General features: G+C 61.5%; 12 protein-coding genes and 1 pseudogene. 5 read left to right on the forward strand and 8 right to left on the reverse strand.

Translation table 11 applies throughout. The features are described 5' to 3' along the window. Nucleotides 1-66 precede the first annotated feature (66 nt). The gene (locus tag M1D88_RS14720) at nt 67-5,799 is read left to right on the forward strand and encodes a family 78 glycoside hydrolase catalytic domain (RefSeq protein WP_458111532.1); all 5,733 of its coding nucleotides are present in this window, start codon (nt 67-69) and stop codon (nt 5,797-5,799) included. Next, nucleotides 5,792-7,417, forward strand: coding sequence for a CAP domain-containing protein (locus M1D88_RS14725; RefSeq protein ID WP_458111533.1), 1,626 nt, complete (start codon nt 5,792-5,794; stop codon nt 7,415-7,417). Before M1D88_RS14720 ends, M1D88_RS14725 begins: the two co-directional genes overlap by 8 nt. A gap of 120 nt (nt 7,418-7,537) precedes the next feature. On the opposite strand, the gene M1D88_RS14730 is transcribed toward M1D88_RS14725, so the two are convergent. The 3 genes from M1D88_RS14730 to galU all read right to left on the reverse strand — a co-directional run bounded on the left by M1D88_RS14730 (nt 7,538) and on the right by galU (nt 10,185). Continuing rightward, nucleotides 7,538-8,497, reverse strand: a complete 960-nt coding sequence (locus M1D88_RS14730) for a hypothetical protein (protein ID WP_458111534.1) — start codon at nt 8,495-8,497, stop codon at nt 7,538-7,540. Nucleotides 8,498-8,655: 158 nt separating this feature from the next. Next, complete coding sequence (locus tag M1D88_RS14735) at nt 8,656-9,273, reverse strand: GNAT family N-acetyltransferase (protein ID WP_458111535.1); 618 nt, start codon at nt 9,271-9,273, stop codon at nt 8,656-8,658. A gap of 6 nt (nt 9,274-9,279) precedes the next feature. Next, the gene (gene galU, locus M1D88_RS14740) at nt 9,280-10,185 is read right to left on the reverse strand and encodes a UTP--glucose-1-phosphate uridylyltransferase GalU (protein ID WP_458111536.1); all 906 of its coding nucleotides are present in this window, start codon (nt 10,183-10,185) and stop codon (nt 9,280-9,282) included. A gap of 95 nt (nt 10,186-10,280) precedes the next feature. Between galU and M1D88_RS14745 the strand changes: the two genes are divergently transcribed. From M1D88_RS14745 to cpaB, 3 genes and pseudogenes are all read left to right on the forward strand, one after another. After that, a complete protein-coding gene (locus M1D88_RS14745) occupies nt 10,281-10,904 on the forward strand; it encodes a 5-formyltetrahydrofolate cyclo-ligase (protein ID WP_458111537.1) in 624 nt (207 codons plus the stop codon). Nucleotides 10,905-11,031: 127 nt separating this feature from the next. Next, nucleotides 11,032-11,283, forward strand: a pseudogene (locus M1D88_RS14750) (FmdB family zinc ribbon protein); the annotation flags it as partial. 302 nt (nt 11,284-11,585) lie between these two features. Further along, a complete protein-coding gene (cpaB, locus tag M1D88_RS14755) occupies nt 11,586-12,209 on the forward strand; it encodes a Flp pilus assembly protein CpaB (RefSeq protein WP_458111538.1) in 624 nt (207 codons plus the stop codon). Nucleotides 12,210-12,242: 33 nt separating this feature from the next. Here cpaB and M1D88_RS14760 read toward each other — a convergent pair whose 3' ends face one another. The 5 genes from M1D88_RS14760 to M1D88_RS14780 all read right to left on the reverse strand — a co-directional run bounded on the left by M1D88_RS14760 (nt 12,243) and on the right by M1D88_RS14780 (nt 20,342). Beyond that, entirely contained in the window at nt 12,243-16,445 is a 4,203-nt protein-coding gene (locus M1D88_RS14760; protein ID WP_458111539.1) for an AAA family ATPase, read from the reverse strand. Nucleotides 16,446-16,641: 196 nt separating this feature from the next. After that, nucleotides 16,642-18,231, reverse strand: coding sequence for a glutamine-hydrolyzing GMP synthase (gene guaA, locus M1D88_RS14765; RefSeq protein ID WP_247046415.1), 1,590 nt, complete (start codon nt 18,229-18,231; stop codon nt 16,642-16,644). Nucleotides 18,232-18,350: 119 nt separating this feature from the next. After that, nucleotides 18,351-18,860, reverse strand: coding sequence for a DUF3817 domain-containing protein (locus M1D88_RS14770; RefSeq protein ID WP_458111540.1), 510 nt, complete (start codon nt 18,858-18,860; stop codon nt 18,351-18,353). Next, a complete protein-coding gene (locus M1D88_RS14775) occupies nt 18,857-19,780 on the reverse strand; it encodes an SURF1 family protein (RefSeq protein WP_458111541.1) in 924 nt (307 codons plus the stop codon). Before M1D88_RS14775 ends, M1D88_RS14770 begins: the two co-directional genes overlap by 4 nt. Nucleotides 19,781-19,853: 73 nt before the next feature. After that, nucleotides 19,854-20,342, reverse strand: a complete 489-nt coding sequence (locus M1D88_RS14780) for a PTS sugar transporter subunit IIA (RefSeq protein ID WP_458111542.1) — start codon at nt 20,340-20,342, stop codon at nt 19,854-19,856. Between the last annotated feature and the right edge of the window lie 30 nt (nt 20,343-20,372).

The raw sequence follows: 20,372 nt of genomic DNA on the forward strand, positions 1-20,372 counted from the left end.
GCCAAGGTGCGATTTACCTCGGTGGTAGATCGAGAGTTCCACATTTTGCTTTTTTGGGGGGACTCCTTGGCTCGCAACGCTGTTCGCCGTCGACTGCTGGCTGTTGCCATCGTCACCGGCTGTCTCTTTTCGGGCCTGTCCCCGTTAGCCGCTGCTTCAGCGCTGGAGGCCGCCCAGGACCCGTCGTCGTCTGCCACAGCAGCATTGACCGCCGGCAATCTTAAAGTGGAACACCGCGCGGACCCGTTGGGGGTTGATGCCCAACAGCCCAGATTCAGCTGGGAGATCCAATCCGCAGCACGGGACAAGGCCCAGTCGGGCCATCAGATCCAAGTCGCATTAAGCAGGGAAGCTCTGGCTACCGGAACCCCGGATGTGTGGGATTCAGGCGTGCGGCCAGGAGACGCCCAGAACCTGGTCCGTTACGAAGGCCCGGGCTTGTCCTCGGCGACTCCCTACTACTGGCGCGTCAAAGTCTGGGATGAGGCCGGCTCAGAATCCGCCTGGAGCGCAATCGGTACCTGGACAACCGGGTTATTGAAAGCTGAGGACTGGAAAGCATCGTGGATCAGTCCGGCATCCACCGCCGCAGGGGGTTCTTACCTCCGGAAGACTTTCACCCTGCCGGCCAAACCGCTTCGGGCTACCGCGTTCGTCTCAGGGCGGGGAATGTTCGAGCGTCCTCTGGATTACCAGGGATACTGCTGCCTCCAGACAGCAACCCTGGCGCGCGGCATCTATGAACTGAGCGCCAATGGCAGCAAAGTGGGTGATGCCGAGCTGGAAGCCCAGCCAACAGACAGCCGGGTCAGGTCGCTGTACAGGACGTGGGACGTCACCGGGCAGCTGCAAGCGGGCCCGAACGCTTTGGGCTTCCTCATCGGGGAGGACTCCGATGTGATCCTCCAAATCAACATTGAGTGGGAATCCGGACCCGCCACCGTCATCACCACGGACGGCACGTGGACGTCGCGGCCGGGCCCTGTAACCCGTGCACACAAGTTCCACGGGGAAACCTTCGACGCGCGGAAGCAGCTCGCCGGCTGGGATACCGCCACGGGAGGTGGGTCTGGCTGGAGTACGGTGCGCAGCAACAGCGTCCGGGGGACTTTGGAAGCGGCACCCAACAGCCCCATGCGCGTAGTCAATCAACTCCCGCCCGTCAAAACTCACCAACCGGCTCCGGGCGTTTATGTGGTTGATTTCGGTAAGAACATTTCAGGGAGCGTCGCCCTCTCACTGAAAGTGCCGGCGGGACGCACTGTCACCGTCAAACACGGTGAGCGCCTCCACAACGGCAGGGTCAACAATGGAGTGATCCAGGCCAACCAGACCAGCACATTCATCGGTGACGGCAAGACGTCCCAGTTTGCTGCCCGCTTTGGTTACGCAGGGTTCCGCTGGGCGGAAATAACAGGGCTGGACGCCGCTCCCCCTGCAGGCTCAGTAACAGCGCGGGAAATACGGAACGACGTCGCTCCCACTGGGACGTTCAAGGCTGCCACGCCTCTCCTGAATTCGCTGCACGACGCCAACATGCAAACCCAGGTTAACGGCCTGCACGGAATCCCGGAGGACACACCCACACGCGAGAAGCGCGGTTGGATGGCCGACGCACACCTGGCGGCTGAAGCGACCATCAACAACTACGATATGGCGGCGTTCTACACCAAGTTCATCCAGGACATGGAGGACGCCCAGAAGCCTTCAGGCTTTGTTCCTGACATCGTGCCTATCGAACAGGGCGAATTCTGGAACACCCAATCGGACCCGGTCTGGTCAGCCGCAACTGTCCTTATCCCGTACTACGTGTGGAAGAGCTACGGGGACACGGATGTCCTCGCCGGTCACTACGACTCCATGAACCGCTGGATGGCACACACCCAAAAGTCCACTGATGGCTACCTCATCACGAGGCCGAGCCACACCTGGGGACAGGACTGGGTTGCAGACGAGGATACAGACAGCAAACTGTTCCAAAGCGGATTTTATTATCTGACGGCCAAGCTCATGGCTGAGATGGCCAGCAAACTGGACAAACCAGCGGACTCTGCGAGGTACACAGCCCTCGCCGGCAAAATTGCGGAGGCCTTCAACTCACGCTACTTCGACGCCGGACGGGCCAGCTATGGAGTTAGCCAGTTTTCCAACGCCCTGCCCCTGACCTTGGGCATCGTCCCGGCAGGCCGGGAGGATGAGGTGGCCAACACCCTCGTGCATCAGGTGATGGTCCTGGGTGGGGGACACGTACGTGGCGGGCTTCCAGGCGCAAAGTACATCGTTGATGCGTTGGAGATGATGGGTCGCTCCGACGTTGTCAACACCGTGGTGGCCCGTACAGACAGCCCCGGATGGGCCTACATGCTCACGCATGGACCAGGTTCAATCTGGGAGGAATGGTATGGCTCGCCGTCCCTGAATCACCCCATGTTCACCTTCATCGACACCTGGCTCTACTCCTCCGTGGCCGGTATTTCGCAATCCCCGGCGGGCGGATACCGCGAGATCGTCTTCGATCCGCGGATTACCAAGCAACTGCCTTCTGCCGCCGGTTCCATCCAGACACCATACGGTGAGGCAAGTTCCACATGGGTCAGGGATGGCGACAGAACCACCTACTCCATCTCGGTTCCCGTTGGCGCCAGCGGGAAGCTGGTCCTGCGCAACACCGCTCCAGAAGCAGTAGCCGAGTCAGGCGAGCGTGCTGTCGTCGGCAACGGCATCCGATCGATAGAAGCAGCTGATACGGATACGATCGTCACCCTGGGCTCCGGGACATACAACTTCATGGCCGACCCCGCCCTGGCTGACCTCGTGACCGCATCGGGCACAACCGGCGGAATTGCTCAAGAAATAGCGGCCATGGACGCGGCGACCCCAGGGTCCAGCGGGCTCCGCAAACCGGCAGAGGAAACCGCCGGCCAGGTGAACGGTGCACTCGAGGCATATCTGGAACCCACCGGAGATCCTGCGCCCCAACTGCAGAACGCCATCTCGGCAGCCCGCACCTTCAGCGCCGCCGTCACCCAAGCCCGTGCTGAAGGGCTTCCCGCCGCCACAGCCGATTCCCTCTCAGTTCGATCGGCGGCGACCATTCATCAGCTTTCGGGGGCTGTTGCAGCCTCCGGTGTCACCGTTACGGCTGAAGCGGTGGAAGGCCAGCTAGCGCCCGGTGGCAGCACAGACGCCGTTGTCAAAATCGTAAATACGGGAGACACGGCACTGGTTCAGGCCAGCGGCGGGCTGTCCCTGCCGGATGGATGGTCAGCCCGGGCAACTTCCCCATTCCCCGCCGAGATCGCGCCGGGTGGGGAGGGCAGTGCAAGCTACAGCGTTTCAGCCCCCCGGGGCAGCTCAGACGGAAGCCATACCGTTCTCGCTCAGGTCTCCTTCAAACGCGGCGACGACGTCGTGAGCAGGAGCGCAAAGCTGGATCTCTCCGTTGGAGCCCACCTGCTCGCATCAGGCGCTGAAATGCGACCGGCTGTCACCGAGGGAGGTGCTACGGGTTATGCAGCTGTCAGGCTGCGGAACCTGCTGACCTCCACCGATCAGGCTGTTCGTGTCTACGCTGCCCACCTCCCCCAGGGATGGACTGCACAGCAGGCTGTGTCCGCGGTGATTCCCGCCGGTGCGGATCACACAGTTTTCGTTCCGCTGGACTCTTCGGGGTCCGCCCTCAGCGGCACGGTTGAATTGTCAGTCTCGGACGAAGCCGGTTCTGTCCTGGCCACTGCCCAGACGGTGGCCCTCGTACGGGGCAGCCGCAACTGCAGCCTCGATGCGACCGGCGAATCCTGCTTGCCCGGAAGTTCAACCATGCTGGGCAATTTCGAAAATGGGAACCTGTCGGAATGGTCCGCGGGGGCTGATTCAACACTGGCCGCTGGTCTTATCCCCGGGGCAGAAGGGGCTGAGGCACTCGTGGGGCATGGAGCCCTGAACGTCTCTGCTGTGGCACCCTCCGCTGCACCTGGATGGCGTGAAACCTCCGTCACGTTAAGGGATCCGGTGGGTACCGGCACTGCTTCTGCCCTCCTCGCGTCTCTGAGGATGACAGGTACGCCGGACGGTGTCCACGAAGCAAGGATCCGGGCCACTGACAAGTCAGGCCACATCTCCGAACTGATCCGCAGAGTGGCCCCGGGCTCCTGGAACCAGTTGGTGCTGCCTACCGTGGAAGCGGGGCTTGAGAACATAGCATCCATCAGCATCGGGCTCCGATCCACGATTCCCGGAGCTGATTCGCCAGGCTTCTCCATTGACGACGTCCGGGTCGACTACGGCCGGGGCGGGGTGAACTTCGCCGCAGGAGCGGAGGTCGAGACTGTTGATTCCTTGGAGTCCGACGCTTGGATGGCAGACTTCCTGGTGGATACACAGACGTTCAGTACCGCCGAAAGCCAAGGCTATCGAACCCCCGACAATGGACCTCATTCCGTAACGGTCGACCTCGGTGCCGGCAGGAACCTCGGCTCTGTCATTCTCCACCCCGTGACGACCGTTCCGGGCCAGGCACCTGAGCTGCAGGACAAGGATCTGCCTGCTTCCGTTCAGGTGGAAGTCTCCGCCGATGGCCGGCAGTACCAGCCAGCGACCCTTAGCCCGCCCGGATCAGCCCCGGCCGGGCCCCCGTTTGAGTTCAAACTCAGCCCTGTCGAGGCCCGCTACGTGAAAATCACCAAGACGGCCGAAGCAGAAGGATCACCCGGCGTACCTCTGTCTCTTTCTGAGATCGAAGTGTTCGGTGCCGGTAATACCGGATCGGGCCAGCCTTCTGACCAGACAGTGGACCAAGGGCAGGCCGTCACCTTCGCCACCCTGCCCGGACGGCCGGGAACATCCGTTAAATGGCAGCGTGCTGATGGCGCCGGACAGGTTTTCCGAGACATCCCTGGAGCCTTGGGAAGCACAGTAATCTTGCCCGTTCCGGTGAAGTCCGACGACGGTAGCCAGTTCCGCGCCGTCGTCGCCTCCGCGGACGGTACCGTTCTCAGCGAAACGGAACCGGCGACGCTGACTGTCAGGCACGTTCCCCTTGAGGTAACAGCCCATCCAGAGGACCTCTATCTGGCTCTGGACAATGCAGCCGGAGGAGAATTCAGCGGCTCATTCGCCGGCTCCGGAAGCCGTCTGCACTGGCAGAGCAGCGAGGATTCCGGTGCGAGCTGGAGGAATATCAGGGATGCAGGAAACGACTCGCTTACCGTCTCCTTCCCGCAGGGCACGGCCCTTCCGGCTGAACAGTTCAGGCTCGTGGCCACCAACCTCCTTGGCGAGCGGGTAGTCAGCCGGGCAGCCCGTGTGGATATCGCCCAGGCCCCCAGCGTGACCGCCACCGCTGTTAACGTCGCAGCCCAACCTGGACAACCGGTCGAACTGCGCGTCGAGGCCGAGGGAGCGCCCGCACCTAAACTGACCTGGTTTACCCAGGCGGATCCAGGATCGTCCTGGGTGGAGGTAGCCGAAGGCTCGGAGGAAAGTCTCCGGGTGGAAGCTGACGCCGTCCGCAATGGTGCCCGGTACCGGGCAGTAGCTGAGAATACCTTTGGCACCGCTACGGGATCGGAGATTATTGTGTCCCTTCTGACTCCGGCCAACTTGCCCGCCGAAGCCCTCAGCCCCGTGGGTGACAAGGCTGCGGAAGGCTCCGGTGCCCCGCTCTCCGTAACAGGAGTAACCCTCACGCCGCTCCTCGTTGCCTCCTTACTGCTCCTCGCCGGCTGCCTCCTCATAGCCGCACAACGTCTTAACCTCCGCCGCCATGCAATACGAGTCCAAAGGAACGCCAATGACTGATCTGAGAGCAAAGATGGCAAAGGGAGTGGCGGTGGGGACGTTGGCAGCCACCCTTGCTGCCGGGCAGTTGCCAATAGCTGCTGCTGCCGTCCAGTCGGCCCCTGCCTTGCGGAACGGGACTGTTGTTACGGCAGAGGAAACCCCTGCGCCGGAAACCTCAACTGCCACCGCAACGCCTCCCGCCGCAGGTGGTACCAGCAACGAACCCGCGCCCACCAGCCCTGCTCCAGCCGCTGAACCCACAGTCACGGCCGCCCCCGAGGGCGCGGCCACTCCGGGTTCCAGCCCCACGACTGATTCCCAGGCCACTCCGGAAACAACGGCCCCGGCAATCACAACCGAGGCTACGCCCGCTCCCCAGCCCACTGCTCTTGGCCAGTTCTCCACAGAGGCGCTGACGCCTGTATCGGTCCAGGATCTGAACACCTTCTTCGAGTCGCTGAACGCTTACCGCCGGTTGCACGGAGTCCCCGCCGTCGCCCTCAATTCCACAGTGAGCACCGACGCCCAAAACTGGGCCAACTCCCAGGCCGATTTTCCAAAAGCTGAGCCGGTCCCTTTGGACAATCTTCCGGCCGCAGCCAAGTACGGGCAGGTTACCGGCACTGTCTACAACGCCGCCGGGCCCACTGCCAAGCAGCTCCACGACCAGCTGATTAAGGACTTCGGATCCACAACGGCTCAGACAATGCGCGATCCGAAGTATTCGGAAGTAGGAATTGCAGCTGTCCGAAGCGGTCAAAACCTTTATGTCTACGAGGTTTTCCTTGAGAAGGCTGCGGAGAAATTCCCCACTGACTACGTCCGCTACTCCTGGTCTCCCGCGATCTACTCCGTCAGTTACACCTGGTCGGGCATGGTGTGGAAGAAGCTTGAGCACGCAGATTGGGCTGCCGCAGGATTCCCGGCACCGCGGATCGCAGGTTGGATTCCGGGTACCCGCGTTTTCACTTTTGCACCCGCGCCGGAAATTTATGCCACCTCCGCTGACGGCATCACCCATCTCCTGACGTATCGCGAATGGCAGGACATGGGCTACAAACAGCCTGAACGGACCGCGGGGAGTTTCGTTAAGTATCCGTGGTCAGGCAGCATCTACTCCGTGGAATTCCGTAGTCCTGCCTGGGTATGGAAGCGACTCAGCTACCCCGACTGGCAGCAGCTGGGAATGCCACAGCCGCAGATCGCGGGCTACATTCAAGGCACGACTTACTACCAGTACTACGGCTCCGGCGAGATTTTCGCCAAAGGCGAGGACTCAGTGATTCATAAGATGACGCTGCCGGAATGGGAAGCCGCTGGAACCCGTCCCTTTACCCGCTTGGCAAGTGCCTACTACAAAACCTCATGGTCAGGGACCATCTACTACAACGCAAATGTGAATGTGGAGGGTAGCCGGCCGATCGGATATGCAGAATGGTCGCAGGCGCAGTTTCCCACCCCGACAATCAATCAATTTGTCCCCTTTTCCTTCTACTGGAAGTACACCACCTCCGGAAACGTCTACTACCGGTCCCCGGGCGGGCAAGACATTCTTATGACTTACCAGGAGTGGCAACGGGCCGGAACACCATGGCCTCGCCCCTATACCAATAAGCCTGCGGCAGGAGAGCGCTAGTCCCTGGGCTTACCCGGCAAGAGAGGCTGGTCCTCAGCTTGCCGGGCAAGCCTGTAATGGAAGGGTCAAAGGGGAACTGCACCGCTAAGAACGGCCGCGAGAAAGTATGCGGAAGGCTGATCAGGCGCGACGGCGCTGAAGGACGTCATCCAGGTTGCTCAGTGCGCTTTGGGGCTTCGTCACTGGCTGCTTAGCCTGTGGTGCCGGAGGGGCAGCTGACGTGCCCTGCTTCAGTGAAGGCTTTCCGGCTGCCTTGGGGGCCTCCGGCAGTTCAAGGGGTTCCGGCGCTGCGCGCTCAGCTTTGGCCGCCTCAACATAAGTCGGCTTCGGCACCTCCACGGGCTCCCAGCTGGAACCCAGCCCACCCGGCACATCGGCCGACATAAACGGACGCCGGACGCTGTGGTCCCCTGACGCCACTGCTTCAGCCAAGGCAGCCTGCCGAAGTTCCAATGCGGTCAGCGGTTTGACCTGCGGGCGGGAAGCTTCGGCATCAAATAAAGGGATGTCATCATCCGAGCGGGTTTTCGTATTGCTCGTCGGGGCATCAGATGGGTCTCCAGAGGCCCGGTCCCTGCCTTGGCCAGTCGGCCCGGGAGCACTCATGGCGGACCTGAAAGCAGCTTGCACTTTGGCGCGCCGGTCCCGTACCGCGAGCCGCCGAAGCAAAGCAACTGTCAGCACGGCCGTTGCCAGAGCAGTAAATGGCAACCAGACAGGTCCGATACCGAAAAGACGAAAGACTCCGGACATGGCCGCCGCCAGAAGGGACATCACTCCGATCAGCGCAAGTGCGCACCGGCCATAGCGGATCCTGAACTGTTTGGGAGGCACCGCAGACTGGCGTTCCGAGTCGCGGGGCGCTACTCCCCTGGCGGATTCAGTACCGGGCACGGTGTCCATGGTTTTCTCCTGCTGGACGGCCATTTTCAGGACCGTTCCGGCTTGGGGGTCTGTTATTTCGACGTCGACGGGTTCCAAAACTGCCTCACCGGCGGTCTGGAGCTGCTGCCGGCCATTACGAAGCACATAGGGGGCAACCCATACAATCCAGAGCGCGACAGCGATAACAAGGATCACTGAGCTGCTAAGAGGGAAGTCCACACTCAAAACGGTATGAGCAATAGATGAAGCGGGCTTGCATTGTCCACGGTGTGTCGCAGGTCGGTGTCAAAATCAATGGTCAATTTCCGGCTGTACCCGTCCCGCCGTCTTCCCTCGTCTCTTGAAGCTGAATCCTAGCGGGGACGGTTTTGGAGCCAGCGGTTGAGAATTCCTTCCGGAACTTCTTCAGTTGTGAGGGCGAATGACCGGTGGTCGGCCCATTCGCCATTGATGTGGAGGAAACGTGGCCGATACCCCTCATCCCGGAAACCAAGCTTCTCGACAACACGGAGGCTGGGTCCATTATCAGGCTTGATGTTGATTTCCATGCGATGGAGCCCCAGGGTACCGAAGCAGTGGTCAGTGGCCATCGCCACCGCCGTGGGAGCAATCCCCCTTCCAGCATGGGACCTGTCCACCCAGTAACCGAGGGTTGCCATCATGGCAGATCCCCAAACAATTGACGAAACAGTCAGTTGACCGATAATCACCGGTTCGCGGACACCTGGACTCCACTCCGTGATCAAAAAAGGCAGCGCAGTTCCTTGGGCCGCCTGGATGTTGAGCGATCTGACCATCTGCCGGTAGCTGGGAAGTTGACCGCCCGGCATCGGATTTGAAGCCTCCCACGGAGCCAGCCAGTCCCTGTTGCGGGAACGGACCTCTGTCCATTCCTTGCGGTCCCGATAGCGGATGGGACGCAGAACGAGCTCGCCGCAGCTAAGCGTCACCGGCCAAATGGAACTGCCCATCAACAGCTATTTAGACAGGCTGGCAGTGAAGTCAGGCAACCAGTCCCGAAGCCCGGGGCCAAGGTCCTCGCTGTCGCAGGCCAGTTCCACGCAGGCTTTCAGGTAGCTCAGTTTGTCACCGGTATCGTAACGCCGGCCCCGGAAAACAACACCGTAGACTCCATAGCCATCGGCGTCGCCGGCAGCCAGTTCCTGCAGGGCGTCGGTCAGTTGAATTTCTCCGCCGCGCCCAGGCTCAGTGCCTTCCAGCACTTCAAACACGGCGGGGTGGAGGACATAACGGCCGATCAAGGCCAGGTTAGAGGGGGCCTCGTGCGGTTCGGGCTTTTCAACCAAGTGCTTGACCCGGACGTAGCTCTCGCCGTCAAGCTCCTCGATGTCTGCACACCCGTAGGAGCTGATCTGGGAAGGTTCCACCTCAATGAGCGCTACAACTGAGCCGCCCGTTTTGGCCTGTACTTCGATCATGGTGCTGAGCAGTTCATCCCGGGCATCGATGAGGTCATCGCCCAGGAGCACGGCAAAGGGCTCGTATCCGACGTGTTGTTTGGCACGGAGGACCGCATGCCCAAGTCCCTTGGGATCTCCTTGCCGGACATAGTGAATGTCGCCCAGGTTGCTGGCTGCCTGGATGGACTCCAGTTTGGTGGTATCCCCCTTGGCCTCCAGCATGGCTTCAAGAGCCGGGACCCGGTCGAAGTGATCCTCCAGTGCGCGCTTGTTCCTGCCCGTAATCATCAGCACGTCACTGAGGCCCACATTGACTGCCTCTTCGACGACGTATTGAATGGCCGGCTTGTCCACGACGGGGAGCATTTCCTTAGGCATTGCCTTCGTTGCCGGGAGGAATCTGGTTCCGAGACCCGCGGCGGGGATGACAGCCTTGCGGACGGATGCGTTGGTGGTAGTCACTGGACTAATCTAACGGAGGCGCCAGTTATTGGGTAATCATTCAAATGCTCCGGTTGCCCACGTAGAAGCGGTGGCGGGGACTGAAAGGCACTCCAATGTCAGTGAAAGAACTGTTGCGTTCCCGGCATCGGATGGCACGTGCTGCCATGACTGAAGATGACCGAAACCAGGCAGGCAATGACCTCGCCCTCCAGGGTCTGGCGTGGGCCAACCAGCAGGTTTCGGAGCAGCTGGCTTCCGGTAAATTGCGAACAACGGGATCGGCCACCTTTGCCGCCTACCTCGGAGTTGGGACGGAACCGCCCACTCTCCCCCTCATCAATGCGCTCCACGCGGCCGGCAACCGGATACTGCTGCCGGTCTGCCAACCTGAGCGCAGATTGAGCTGGGTCTACTGGTCACCCGAGTCCGCGTTCACTAGAAGCAAATACGCCCCGATACAGGAGCCAATCGGGGAACAGCATGGCTTAGGTGTTGTTGGCTCCGCAGCGGGAATTTTCCTGCCAGCCACGGCTGTGGACCGGGCGGGCAACAGAATAGGGCAGGGCGGCGGCTACTACGACCGCCTACTGGCGGACCTCAATGAGGGTGGATGGAATGTTCCCGGAATAGCGGTTGTTTATGACAGCGAGGTGTTGGCAGCGGGTTCCATTCCAGCCGAAGCCTTCGACCAGCCAGTCCGCTCCATCCTGACGCCGTCGGCGATCATCCAGCTGTGATGGACGCGAATCGTCGGGATGATAGAATTAGCACTCAGGCCCTGCGACTGCTAAAGGCGGGCATCCGGAAACGGAAATCCGCCAGGCAGCACGGGACCTGATCGTTTGCCCAAGAGGAGGAATTTCAGTGCCCACGTATGCATATGCCTGCAAGGACTGCAGCCACGCCTTCGACATCGTGCAGTCATTCACTGACAGCACCCTTACCTCCTGCCCTGAGTGCCAGGGAACCTTGCGCAAAAAGTTCAACAGTGTCGGAGTTGTGTTCAAGGGCTCCGGCTTCTACCGGACGGATTCCCGCGACGCCAAGGCCGGCGGCGTTGCGGCTTCTGCCCCGAGCACCGCTGCAGCGGCCAGCACTTCGGCCGCCGCTTCTTCGGGCACCGCTTCCTCCAGCGCAGCCTCCTCAACCACCGGTTCCAGCACTGGTTCTTCCAGCACACCAGCGTCTGCCGCGGCCAGCTGACGCTCGCTTGGTAGGTCGTCAACTGCGCAGGAGCATTCCACAACCGCAGCAGTTTTCCACATAGGCGCCAGCCACTCTTTTTCAGGCCATTCGGCCCTCTGTAGCTTGGCTGTATGCCGCTTAGAGGAACCGCCCGTGCCAACGCTCCAGACTTTCGTGGTTCCCGTTCGCGAAACTCCCGTAGTGGGCCACATTCGGGCTCACCTCAACGCAGAATGCTGGGCTGGCTCAACAGGAACCGTCGGCTTGCCGTAGCGCTTTTGCTCAGTGCAGCAGCTGGCATCACTGTCCAACAGCTCACCCCTGCTCCTGCCCAGACACTGAGTGTCATGGCTGCCGTCAAGGATCTTCCCACAGGCAGGACGCTTGGCCCTGACGACGTTATGGAGGTCCATCTTCCCTTGGAGCTCTTGCCGGAAGGGTCCTTCACGGACTCCACCGGGCTAAAGGGAAAACAACTGGCCGCACCTCTGAGGAAGGGGCAACTGTTCGCCGATTCCCACCTGGTGGGACCAGGTCTCCTCACCGGAGCGCCGCCCGGTTCTGCAGCCGTCCCGCTCCGCTTGGCGGATCAGTCATCCATCCAGCTTCTCACCCCCGGGCAACTCATCAACGTGGTCCTGACCGGAGGGAACGGCTACGAGCAGCAGGCTTCGTCCGAGGTCCTGGCGGAATCCGTACCGGTTCTCTGGACCTCGGCCCAGGGCGGCAAGACCGGTCAATGGCTGGAAAATGAAGACGCCGACGGTCTCATCGTCGTGACAGCCAACCCCGACCAGGCCGGCCGCCTTGCCGGGGCTTCGACGAAAGGAAAACTGTTCTTCGTTCTGGTGGGCTGACCTTCCGGCCATTGTGTACGGACCGGCAAAAGATCAGTCCCAGTGGGGAGGCTTCTGTTCCTTGAGCCAGGAATCGTGGTCGTACCCGGACGCTTGATCTCCCCATCGGCGGGGATCATCTTCGGAGGCTTTATTGGGCAGGACATCGCTCGACGCCGCGCCGGTCAGGACCGGCCTGGCTGTGCCCCGTTCCTCGCTGGGCGCGCTCTCCGTTTCGGTTTTGCGGGTTTCGGCCGCCCGACCCGCAGCAGCCTCCGAGGAGTTTTGGCTGGCCCTTTGGGGCACCGGCGGTTCATTGTTCTGTTTCATGGCCTGACGTTCCTCTCCCCCACGATCCGGGGCAACCGCGTTCGCTCCGCGGTCAGTCGCTCCCCGGCCAGTGGTTGCAGAGTCAATCGTCCCATGCTCCGCCGTTCCATGGTCAGCCGTTCCATGGTCAGTGCTCCCATGGTTGATCGCCCCGGAGTCCAGTGACAAGCCGTCCACGTCTTCATCCAGGAAGCCCACAGCTGTTGACCGGGAGGACGCCATCGGCTTTTCCAACCCCAGGTAACCTCCGATACGGTCTGCGCAGGCTGAAGGGTCAGTGAAGACCTCAATAGTCCACAGCGACAGATACCTCCAGCCAAGCCGCTCCAACAGTTGCGGTCGGAGCCGGCTCCGTTCACGGACACTCATAAGCCTGTACTGCTCGGTGCCATCGGATTCGATGGCAACAGGGCGCGGTATCTCAGCGTCTTCCTGCCCAATGGTGTTCATTGGATCCGCAGCGGCCACAACGTCGAGAACGCCGTCGTACTGGTGCCAGACCCTTGCTCCACGAGCCCGCAGACGGTCGCCGAGGTCCGCGACCAGAGGGTCAGCTCCCAAGGCCTGCTCACTGGCAGCGGCGCGCGACGCCGGAGTGCCCAGATCGGTATTGCCGGCGATTTCGCGGTTCAGCAATTCGTAAAAGTTGAGGGCTCCGTAACTCAACCGGCTGACATCCAGATCTTCGGGCCGGAAGCAGCTCAGGACATGCATCGACCTCCGGGCCCTGGTCATGGCAAGGGCAAACTTGGCACTGCCGCCCTCGGCCGACAACGGTCCGAACGTGTGAAGCGCACGCCCATGGGGAGTCCGGCCATAGCCCGGGGAAAAGATGACATGATCCCGGACAAGGCCTTGTGCGCGCTCCAAATCAACCACGCGGAATGATTCAGGCCCTGCGGTGAAAAAGCTGGCAAGCAGCGGATAGTTGGGCAGCTGCAGCCGGATGGCTTCACCGATGCGTGCTGCATGGCGAAGACTTGCAGTGACCACCGCCAGGGAGGTCCTAGGACGGAGGCGTGCGTGCTCGAAGACAAGCTGTACAGCGCGGTTGACTTCTGCAGCCGCGGATTCCACCCCTTCGTGATCGGCGCTGGGCAGACCCGTTCCGTCCGGAAGGTACTCCACAAACAAGGAACGATCCAGGCCGGTTGCAGCTTGTCCCTCGGGCAGGCGGCGAAGTTCGCCGTCGTAAAAGCTCTTGCTCAACTGCAGCACGAGGTCCTCGTCCACCGCACGGTACACCGAACGCAACCGAGTGACCGGCAATACCGCTGAAAGTGCTGTGTAGGCGCTCTCAACGCCTTGGAAGGGTGTTTCGCCGGCGGCCAGCCGTTCAACACCTACTGTGAACGTCCGTGGGCTGGCAATCTGGTCATCTCCAAAAGCTATGACTTGCCGTGCGCGGGCAATGGCAGGCAGCACGGCCTGCAGTGAAGTGGCTTCAGCGTCAAGGATCACAACGGCATCGAAGCGCTGGTCGACGGGGAGGAGCCCGGTCAGCAAATATGGGCTTACCGACCACACTGGTACGAGCATGGGCACGAGGTCCGGAGCCTGTGCCGTCAAGGCGCTCAAAGTGATGCGTCCGTCCTTCAGCAGGCTTCTGAGGAGGTCGGCCTGGCGTGCGTGCTGTGCGATTCCAGCCCGCCACCGTTCGGCCAGCTGCCACCGGAGCCGTGCAGCGCCGCTGGCGATGTGGGCGTTATCTGCCAGCCTGTACTCTGCTTCAAGCTGGCGCAGGGCTTCTCCGTCGGACATAGCAAGGTAGTCATCGCCGCTGATCATGGCTTCCAGTGCTGACTGCCACCAGGCGAGCTCGAGTTCGGCAGCTACACCATCCGGGGACACCTCACGCTCGGCAAGGTCGGTCAGGAGCTCCCCGAGGCCGTGTTCGCGCATGTTTTCAATCAGCAGCGTTCGCTCGGGAAGCGTCTTGAGGGTCCTGCTGTCTGCCACGAGGCTTTCGAGGCGTTCCATCAGTTCCTCGTACCGGGCGTTTTGGAGGTCGCCCCCGGCCGCCGTGTGGGCCAGGGCCGTGCCAAGCTGGATCAGTTCCCGTTCAAGACCCCGGTACATAACATTCATTTCGCCCAGCCCTGAAGGCACCGCAGGGTGACGTTGGGTTGTGGCGTAGTTTGCCCAGAGAGCACGCTGGTCCTGGACCAGCACCAGTGAGCTGTGGAGGTCGGCAATATGGACGCCCGGGCGTACATATTCTTTCGCTACCCGGCGCAAGCGTGACCGTTGCATGGAGGGCATGTCGATACTCCGCTCCCGTCGCCAGGCGGAGGAAGCGGTAGCCGAAATAAGGTCGTGGACTGGGCGGTCAAAGATGTCGGGGGTGAACTTGTCCAGGCTCTCCCGGACAGCCATCAGCAGTTCGAGCTGTGCCCCCCACTCGGAGAATGTGGAACCCAGGCTGATTTCGGCATGTTCGGCTACATCCCTCATTCGGTCCCGGAGCATCGGCAGCTTTTTCTCAATGGATCGGGCCACTTCGAGGGCTTCTTCGGTCTCCTTCCGGGTCACCAGACGGGCCCCGTGCCAGGGGCTGGTGGTGGAAGCACGGCTGAAGCTGCCAAGTTCGGCGGCACGCTTGAGCCGGCCGGCGAGTTCGGCACGGTCCCTGATGCTGTCCAGTACGCTCCGCTTCAGCCGGACGGTAGTAGCAGGAGCCGGCTGAATGGACGTTAACTCAGCCAGTGACTGCATGGCCTGGTATGGGGAGCACCCCCAACGCTGGCGGACATTGTGGAGGGAAGCAACGTGGTCCTGCAGGGCATGGCGGTGCTCAGTCAGCGTCTTGTGAAGATTGTCCAGCTGGGGTTGGAGAGACTTCTCGTTCCGCACGATGGCGCGGATCAACTGGCCTTTCAGCTGCAGCGGGGCGGCATTGCCGGAGAGTTGGAAAAGGATGGATTCCAGCGCCAGGCTCTCCAGCTTCGAGGATATTTCGCCAAGGCTGGCGCGCCTGTCCCCCACCACAAGAACGGACTTGCCCTCGTCAACCAACGCACCGATGGTGTTGATGGCGGTCTGCGTCTGGCCGGTGCCCGGCGGACTGCTGACCAGCAGCGAGTCACCGGCGCGCACGGAGTCCACGACGTACTGCTGATCCATGTCTGCGTCGAGGAGCAGCAGTTCGTTGGCCGGATCCCGCTCGTCGAGCGGGGGAAAGCGGTCTTCCTTGAGGGCGGGAACATCCAGAGGCTCCCCTGCGGCGGCCTTTGCCAACGCAGCCACCAAGGCGTTGTTCGGATTGATCCAGGGATCATCCAGGTTGCCGGAGAGGTCAGCGAATGTGGAGACCAGGAGATTGTGCTCTACTTCGGCGCCGTGAATGGGCTTCACCAGGGTTGCAAGCCGGTCGAGAACTGGCTGAGGATCAAAACGTGCGGTGCTGTAGGCCATTCTTGTGACGGCGTTTACATCGAAGACAATGCCGTGGACCTTCTTGAGATGCCGGATAAGGGCAGGATTGATCTGTGCTTGTTCTGTCAGCTGGAGTTCGTAATCATCTTCACCCTGCCGGATGGTGAGGGAGATGGCTGTGAGCATCACCGGCGCAGAGATCCGCTGGGGCTTGCCTCCCACTGCCGAGGTCCACACGACCGTTCCGGCGGAAAAGTAGGCGGCGTCGATTCCCCGATCATTGCCGAGTTCAAAGATCTTGGAGCGGAGATTGCGTGAGGCTCGGGCCGCCACGACGTACTGCTGGCGGTCCCGGATCAGGGTAGACAAGCGGGTCCGCCGCCCAGCCATCAGTTGCGCAAGCCCTGAGGGATGGGCGTTGGTCAGGTCGATGGAACCTTCAGGGGTCTTGGTGAAACGAAGCATTGTGTCTGCACCGGTTACCGGTTTGAGCCCCGACAGCCATTTCCTGAACTCCTCAGAGCCCTCTGGGTTGTCTTGCCCTACTGACACTGCTGCCTTCTTTTCTATGCTCGCGTTTTCTGTGCTCGCGCGTGACGCCCTGGACCATACCGGCATAGTTTCGAGCGTAGCCGGAATTGACCGCCTGTGAGACTCCGCAACACTGGGGCCGGCAAAATTGCACGGTTTTAGCCCATCCCGACAAAAAAGTGGCCGGCCTCCCGCTGGAGACCGGCCACTCAGAGGACTACTCCCACTCGATGGTTCCCGGGGGTTTGCTGGTCACATCCAGCACCACACGGTTCACGCCTTCGACTTCGTTGGTAATCCGGTTGGAAATCTTAGCCAACAGTTCATAAGGCAGCCTGGACCAGTCTGCGGTCATGGCGTCTTCCGAGGAAACCGGACGAAGGACGATCGGATGACCGTAGGTGCGGCCGTCGCCCTGAACACCAACGCTTCGGACGTCCGCCAGCAGAACCACCGGCATCTGCCAGACTTCGTTGTCCAGTCCGGCGGCGGTAAGCTCTGCACGTGCGATGGCGTCAGCCTTGCGGAGCAGGTCCAGCCGTTCCTTCGTGACCTCCCCCACGATGCGGATACCAAGCCCGGGCCCCGGGAACGGCTGGCGTCCCACGATCTCCTGCGGCAGCCCAAGCTGGGCCCCTACAGCGCGGACCTCATCCTTGAACAGGGCACGGAGCGGCTCCACAAGCTCAAACTGCAGGTCTTCCGGAAGGCCGCCCACGTTGTGGTGGCTCTTGATGTTCGCTGCGCCTTCGCCGCCGCCGGATTCGACGACGTCCGGGTACAGAGTGCCCTGGACGAGGAACTTGATCTTCTCACCGTGAGCAGCAGCTTCGGCGATGATGGCCAGCTCAGCTTCTTCGAAGGCGCGGATGAATTCGCGGCCAATGATTTTGCGTTTTGTTTCCGGATCGCTGACGCCGGCAAGCGCAGCCTGGAAGCGCTCCTGCTCGTTGGCCACATATAGTTTGACGCCGGTAGCCGCAACGAAATCGCGTTCCACCTGTTCGGCTTCGCCCTCGCGGAGCAGTCCGTGGTCCACAAAGACGCAGGTGAGCTGATCACCTACCGCGCGCTGGACCAGTGCAGCCGCCACGGCTGAATCCACTCCGCCCGAGAGTCCGCAGATGACCCTGGCGTCACCGATCTGCTTCCGGATCCTGTCAACCTGCTCTTCAAGAATGTTCCCTGTGGTCCAGTTGGGCTGCAGCTTTGCGCCCTTGAACAGGAAGTTTTCAAGGACCTGCTGGCCGTACGCGGAGTGTTTCACTTCCGGGTGCCACTGGACGCCGTAGAGGCATTTCTCTTCATTGGCGAACGCCGCAACTTCAGCGCCAGCCGTCGTCGCCAGTACTTCGAAGCCTTCCGGCGCTTCGTGCACTGAGTCGCCGTGGCTCATCCACGTGTTCTGGTGCTGGGGCATCCCTTCCAGCACGGAGCGGCCTTCACCGAGGATGGTTGTCTGGGTGGACCCGTATTCCCGCAGCCCTGTTTTGTCCACCTTGCCGCCAAGGGCGTTCGCCATGGCCTGGAAGCCGTAGCAGATGCCGAAAACGGGAATCCCGGCCTCAAACAGATCGGCGCCGACGCTCGGGGCACCGTCCGCGTACACGCTGGACGGGCCACCTGAAAGGATGATGGCGGCTGGGTTTTTGGCCAGCAGTTGCTCGGTGCTGTAGGTATGCGGAACCACTTCCGAATACACATTCGCTTCCCGGACGCGGCGGGCAATCAGCTGCGCGTACTGGGCACCGTAGTCAACAACCAGCACCGGCTTCTGGGAAGTCTGGGATGCAGTGGGAGTAGTCACTGTCCTAGGGTACTTGGCGCTGTTGCCCCGACGCACCTTGAGAAGCCGCCTTACGCGCCTTCTGCGGCCGGACGTAAGGCAACTCACACCCTCGGCGTCAGCAGTGCAGGGGGCCTGGATCAGTAGCGCTTGGACGCCTGCGGGTTGGCAGCGAGTTCTGCCTCCACTTCAGCATGGAACTTCTTCTCGACGATGAAGGAAAGGAACGGCACCACACCGCCCAGCGCAAGGATGATCATCTTCATAAACGGCCACCGCATCAGGGACCACAGGCGGAAGTTCGACATGAGGTAAACCACGTACATCCAGCCGTGGACAATGAGCACAGTTACAGAGACGTTGAAGCCTTCCACCACGCCCTTCGGCTCGGCGTCAGCGAAACCGAAGCCATGGGGCTGCCCCGTGACTGCGTCAGTACCGCCGGCAAACAGGTACTGACCGAAGCCGTAGCGGGCGATCAGTTCAGCGCACAGGAGCAGCAACATTGCGCCGGTCAGGTATGCGAGGACCTTGTAGAACTTCAGTGCGGAGCGGATCTGCGCCTCGGTGCCGCCAAATCGTCGCTTTTTACCTTTTGACCCGGCTCCGCTGGGAGATTGGGGCTGGATGGCGGGCTTGGGCTCGATCATGGTTGTACCTTTTGTTCAGAAGGGCTGGGCTGGTGTTCGGGTGCGCCGGCAGGTTGTCCGGGTGCACTGGCGGTTTGGTCAGAGGGCCTGGGCTGGGTGCGGGCATGATGCCCGTCATCTTCCGGGAGGGCGCCGTCGTCGTCGAATTCGTCTTCAAGGCCTCTGCGGTAGTCGTCTTTGACAAGGCGCCACCAGATGAACAACGCGAAGCCCGCGAAAACGACCCATTCCACGGAGTAGAAAAGATTGAGCCAATTGACCTGCTGGGGCGGAGGCTGGGCACCGATATTCAGGGGCTTCAGGTCACCGGATACGGCCGCCGCGCTGACGTCGGAGCTTCCGGCCATTTCGACGGTGGCAGCCATGAAGCCAGGGTAGCTGCTCACCTCCCAGACGTTGATGAGTTCCGCCACCGAAACGGCTGTCGCCCGGCCGGGGCCGGCGTCTGTGTTAGGCAACGGGGCTTCGGAGGGCAGGAGCCTGCCCGTCAGTTCAACAACGCCCGACGGCGGCGCCGGCACCTCTGCGGGATCCGCCACCCAACCGCGGGCGACCGGAATCCACATTTGAGGCGACGCCCCTGCACCGGACAGAAGCGGGGCATCCTGGACAGCGAAGGCATTCACCACCCAATAGCCGGTGGCCCCGTTGTTCAGCCGCCCTGGAACCAACACCTGCTTCCGGGGGTCGTAGCTCCCCTTGGCAATGACCATCTGGTCCGCAACTGAACCGGGGAAAAACGTACCCGGCTGCAGCGTTGCGGTCAGCGGACGTACGTCCTCCGTCCCTGTTGAAACCGGAACCTCCACCTGGGTGGACCGGCCAAACTGCCATTGGCTCAAGAGAACAAAAACGCCGGAAACGGCGATGGCAAATACCAGGCCTAAGATCCAGCGGGGTTTGAGCGCAGTTTTCAACACACATTAACCGTACTTCGTCGCCGCGTAGAACAACGAAACGCGCTGGAATCCCGACGCCCTGCTGAACCGTTCCTCAGTGGTCGAAGAAGACGAGACTGGAATTGATGAGCTCGGCAATGACTTCGGGATCGTAGGCCCGGCGAAGCGACTCCCGGAAGGATTCCTTGGACAGTGACCTCGCAAGAGTGGCCAGGACTTCCAAATGGTCAGAGAAGGAACTTGCCGGTGTAGCGATCAGCAAGATGACCGTTGCCGGGCCGTCGGAGGCGCCGAAATCCAAAGACCTGCCATATTTGGTGACTCCGACAGCTATGGACGTCCGCTGCACAAACTCGCTGCGTGCGTGGGGCAGTCCCACTCCTCCGGGGAGTCCCGTAGCGAGCTGGTGTTCCCGGGCGTTGACGTGGCGGAGGAAACCCTCAAGGTCCGAGACACGTCCGGCAGCGTGGAGCCGTTTCGCCAGCTGGACAGCGGCATCGGTCTTATCCTTGGCGTCCAGCTCCAGAATCACCATCTCGGGCGTAGTAAGTTCTGCATCGTAGCGGTCAAGTGGTTCCGCCAAGTGGTGTCCCTTCGGTGCGGCATGGAGGTG

Source organism: Arthrobacter sp. R1-13 (assembly GCF_054161475.1).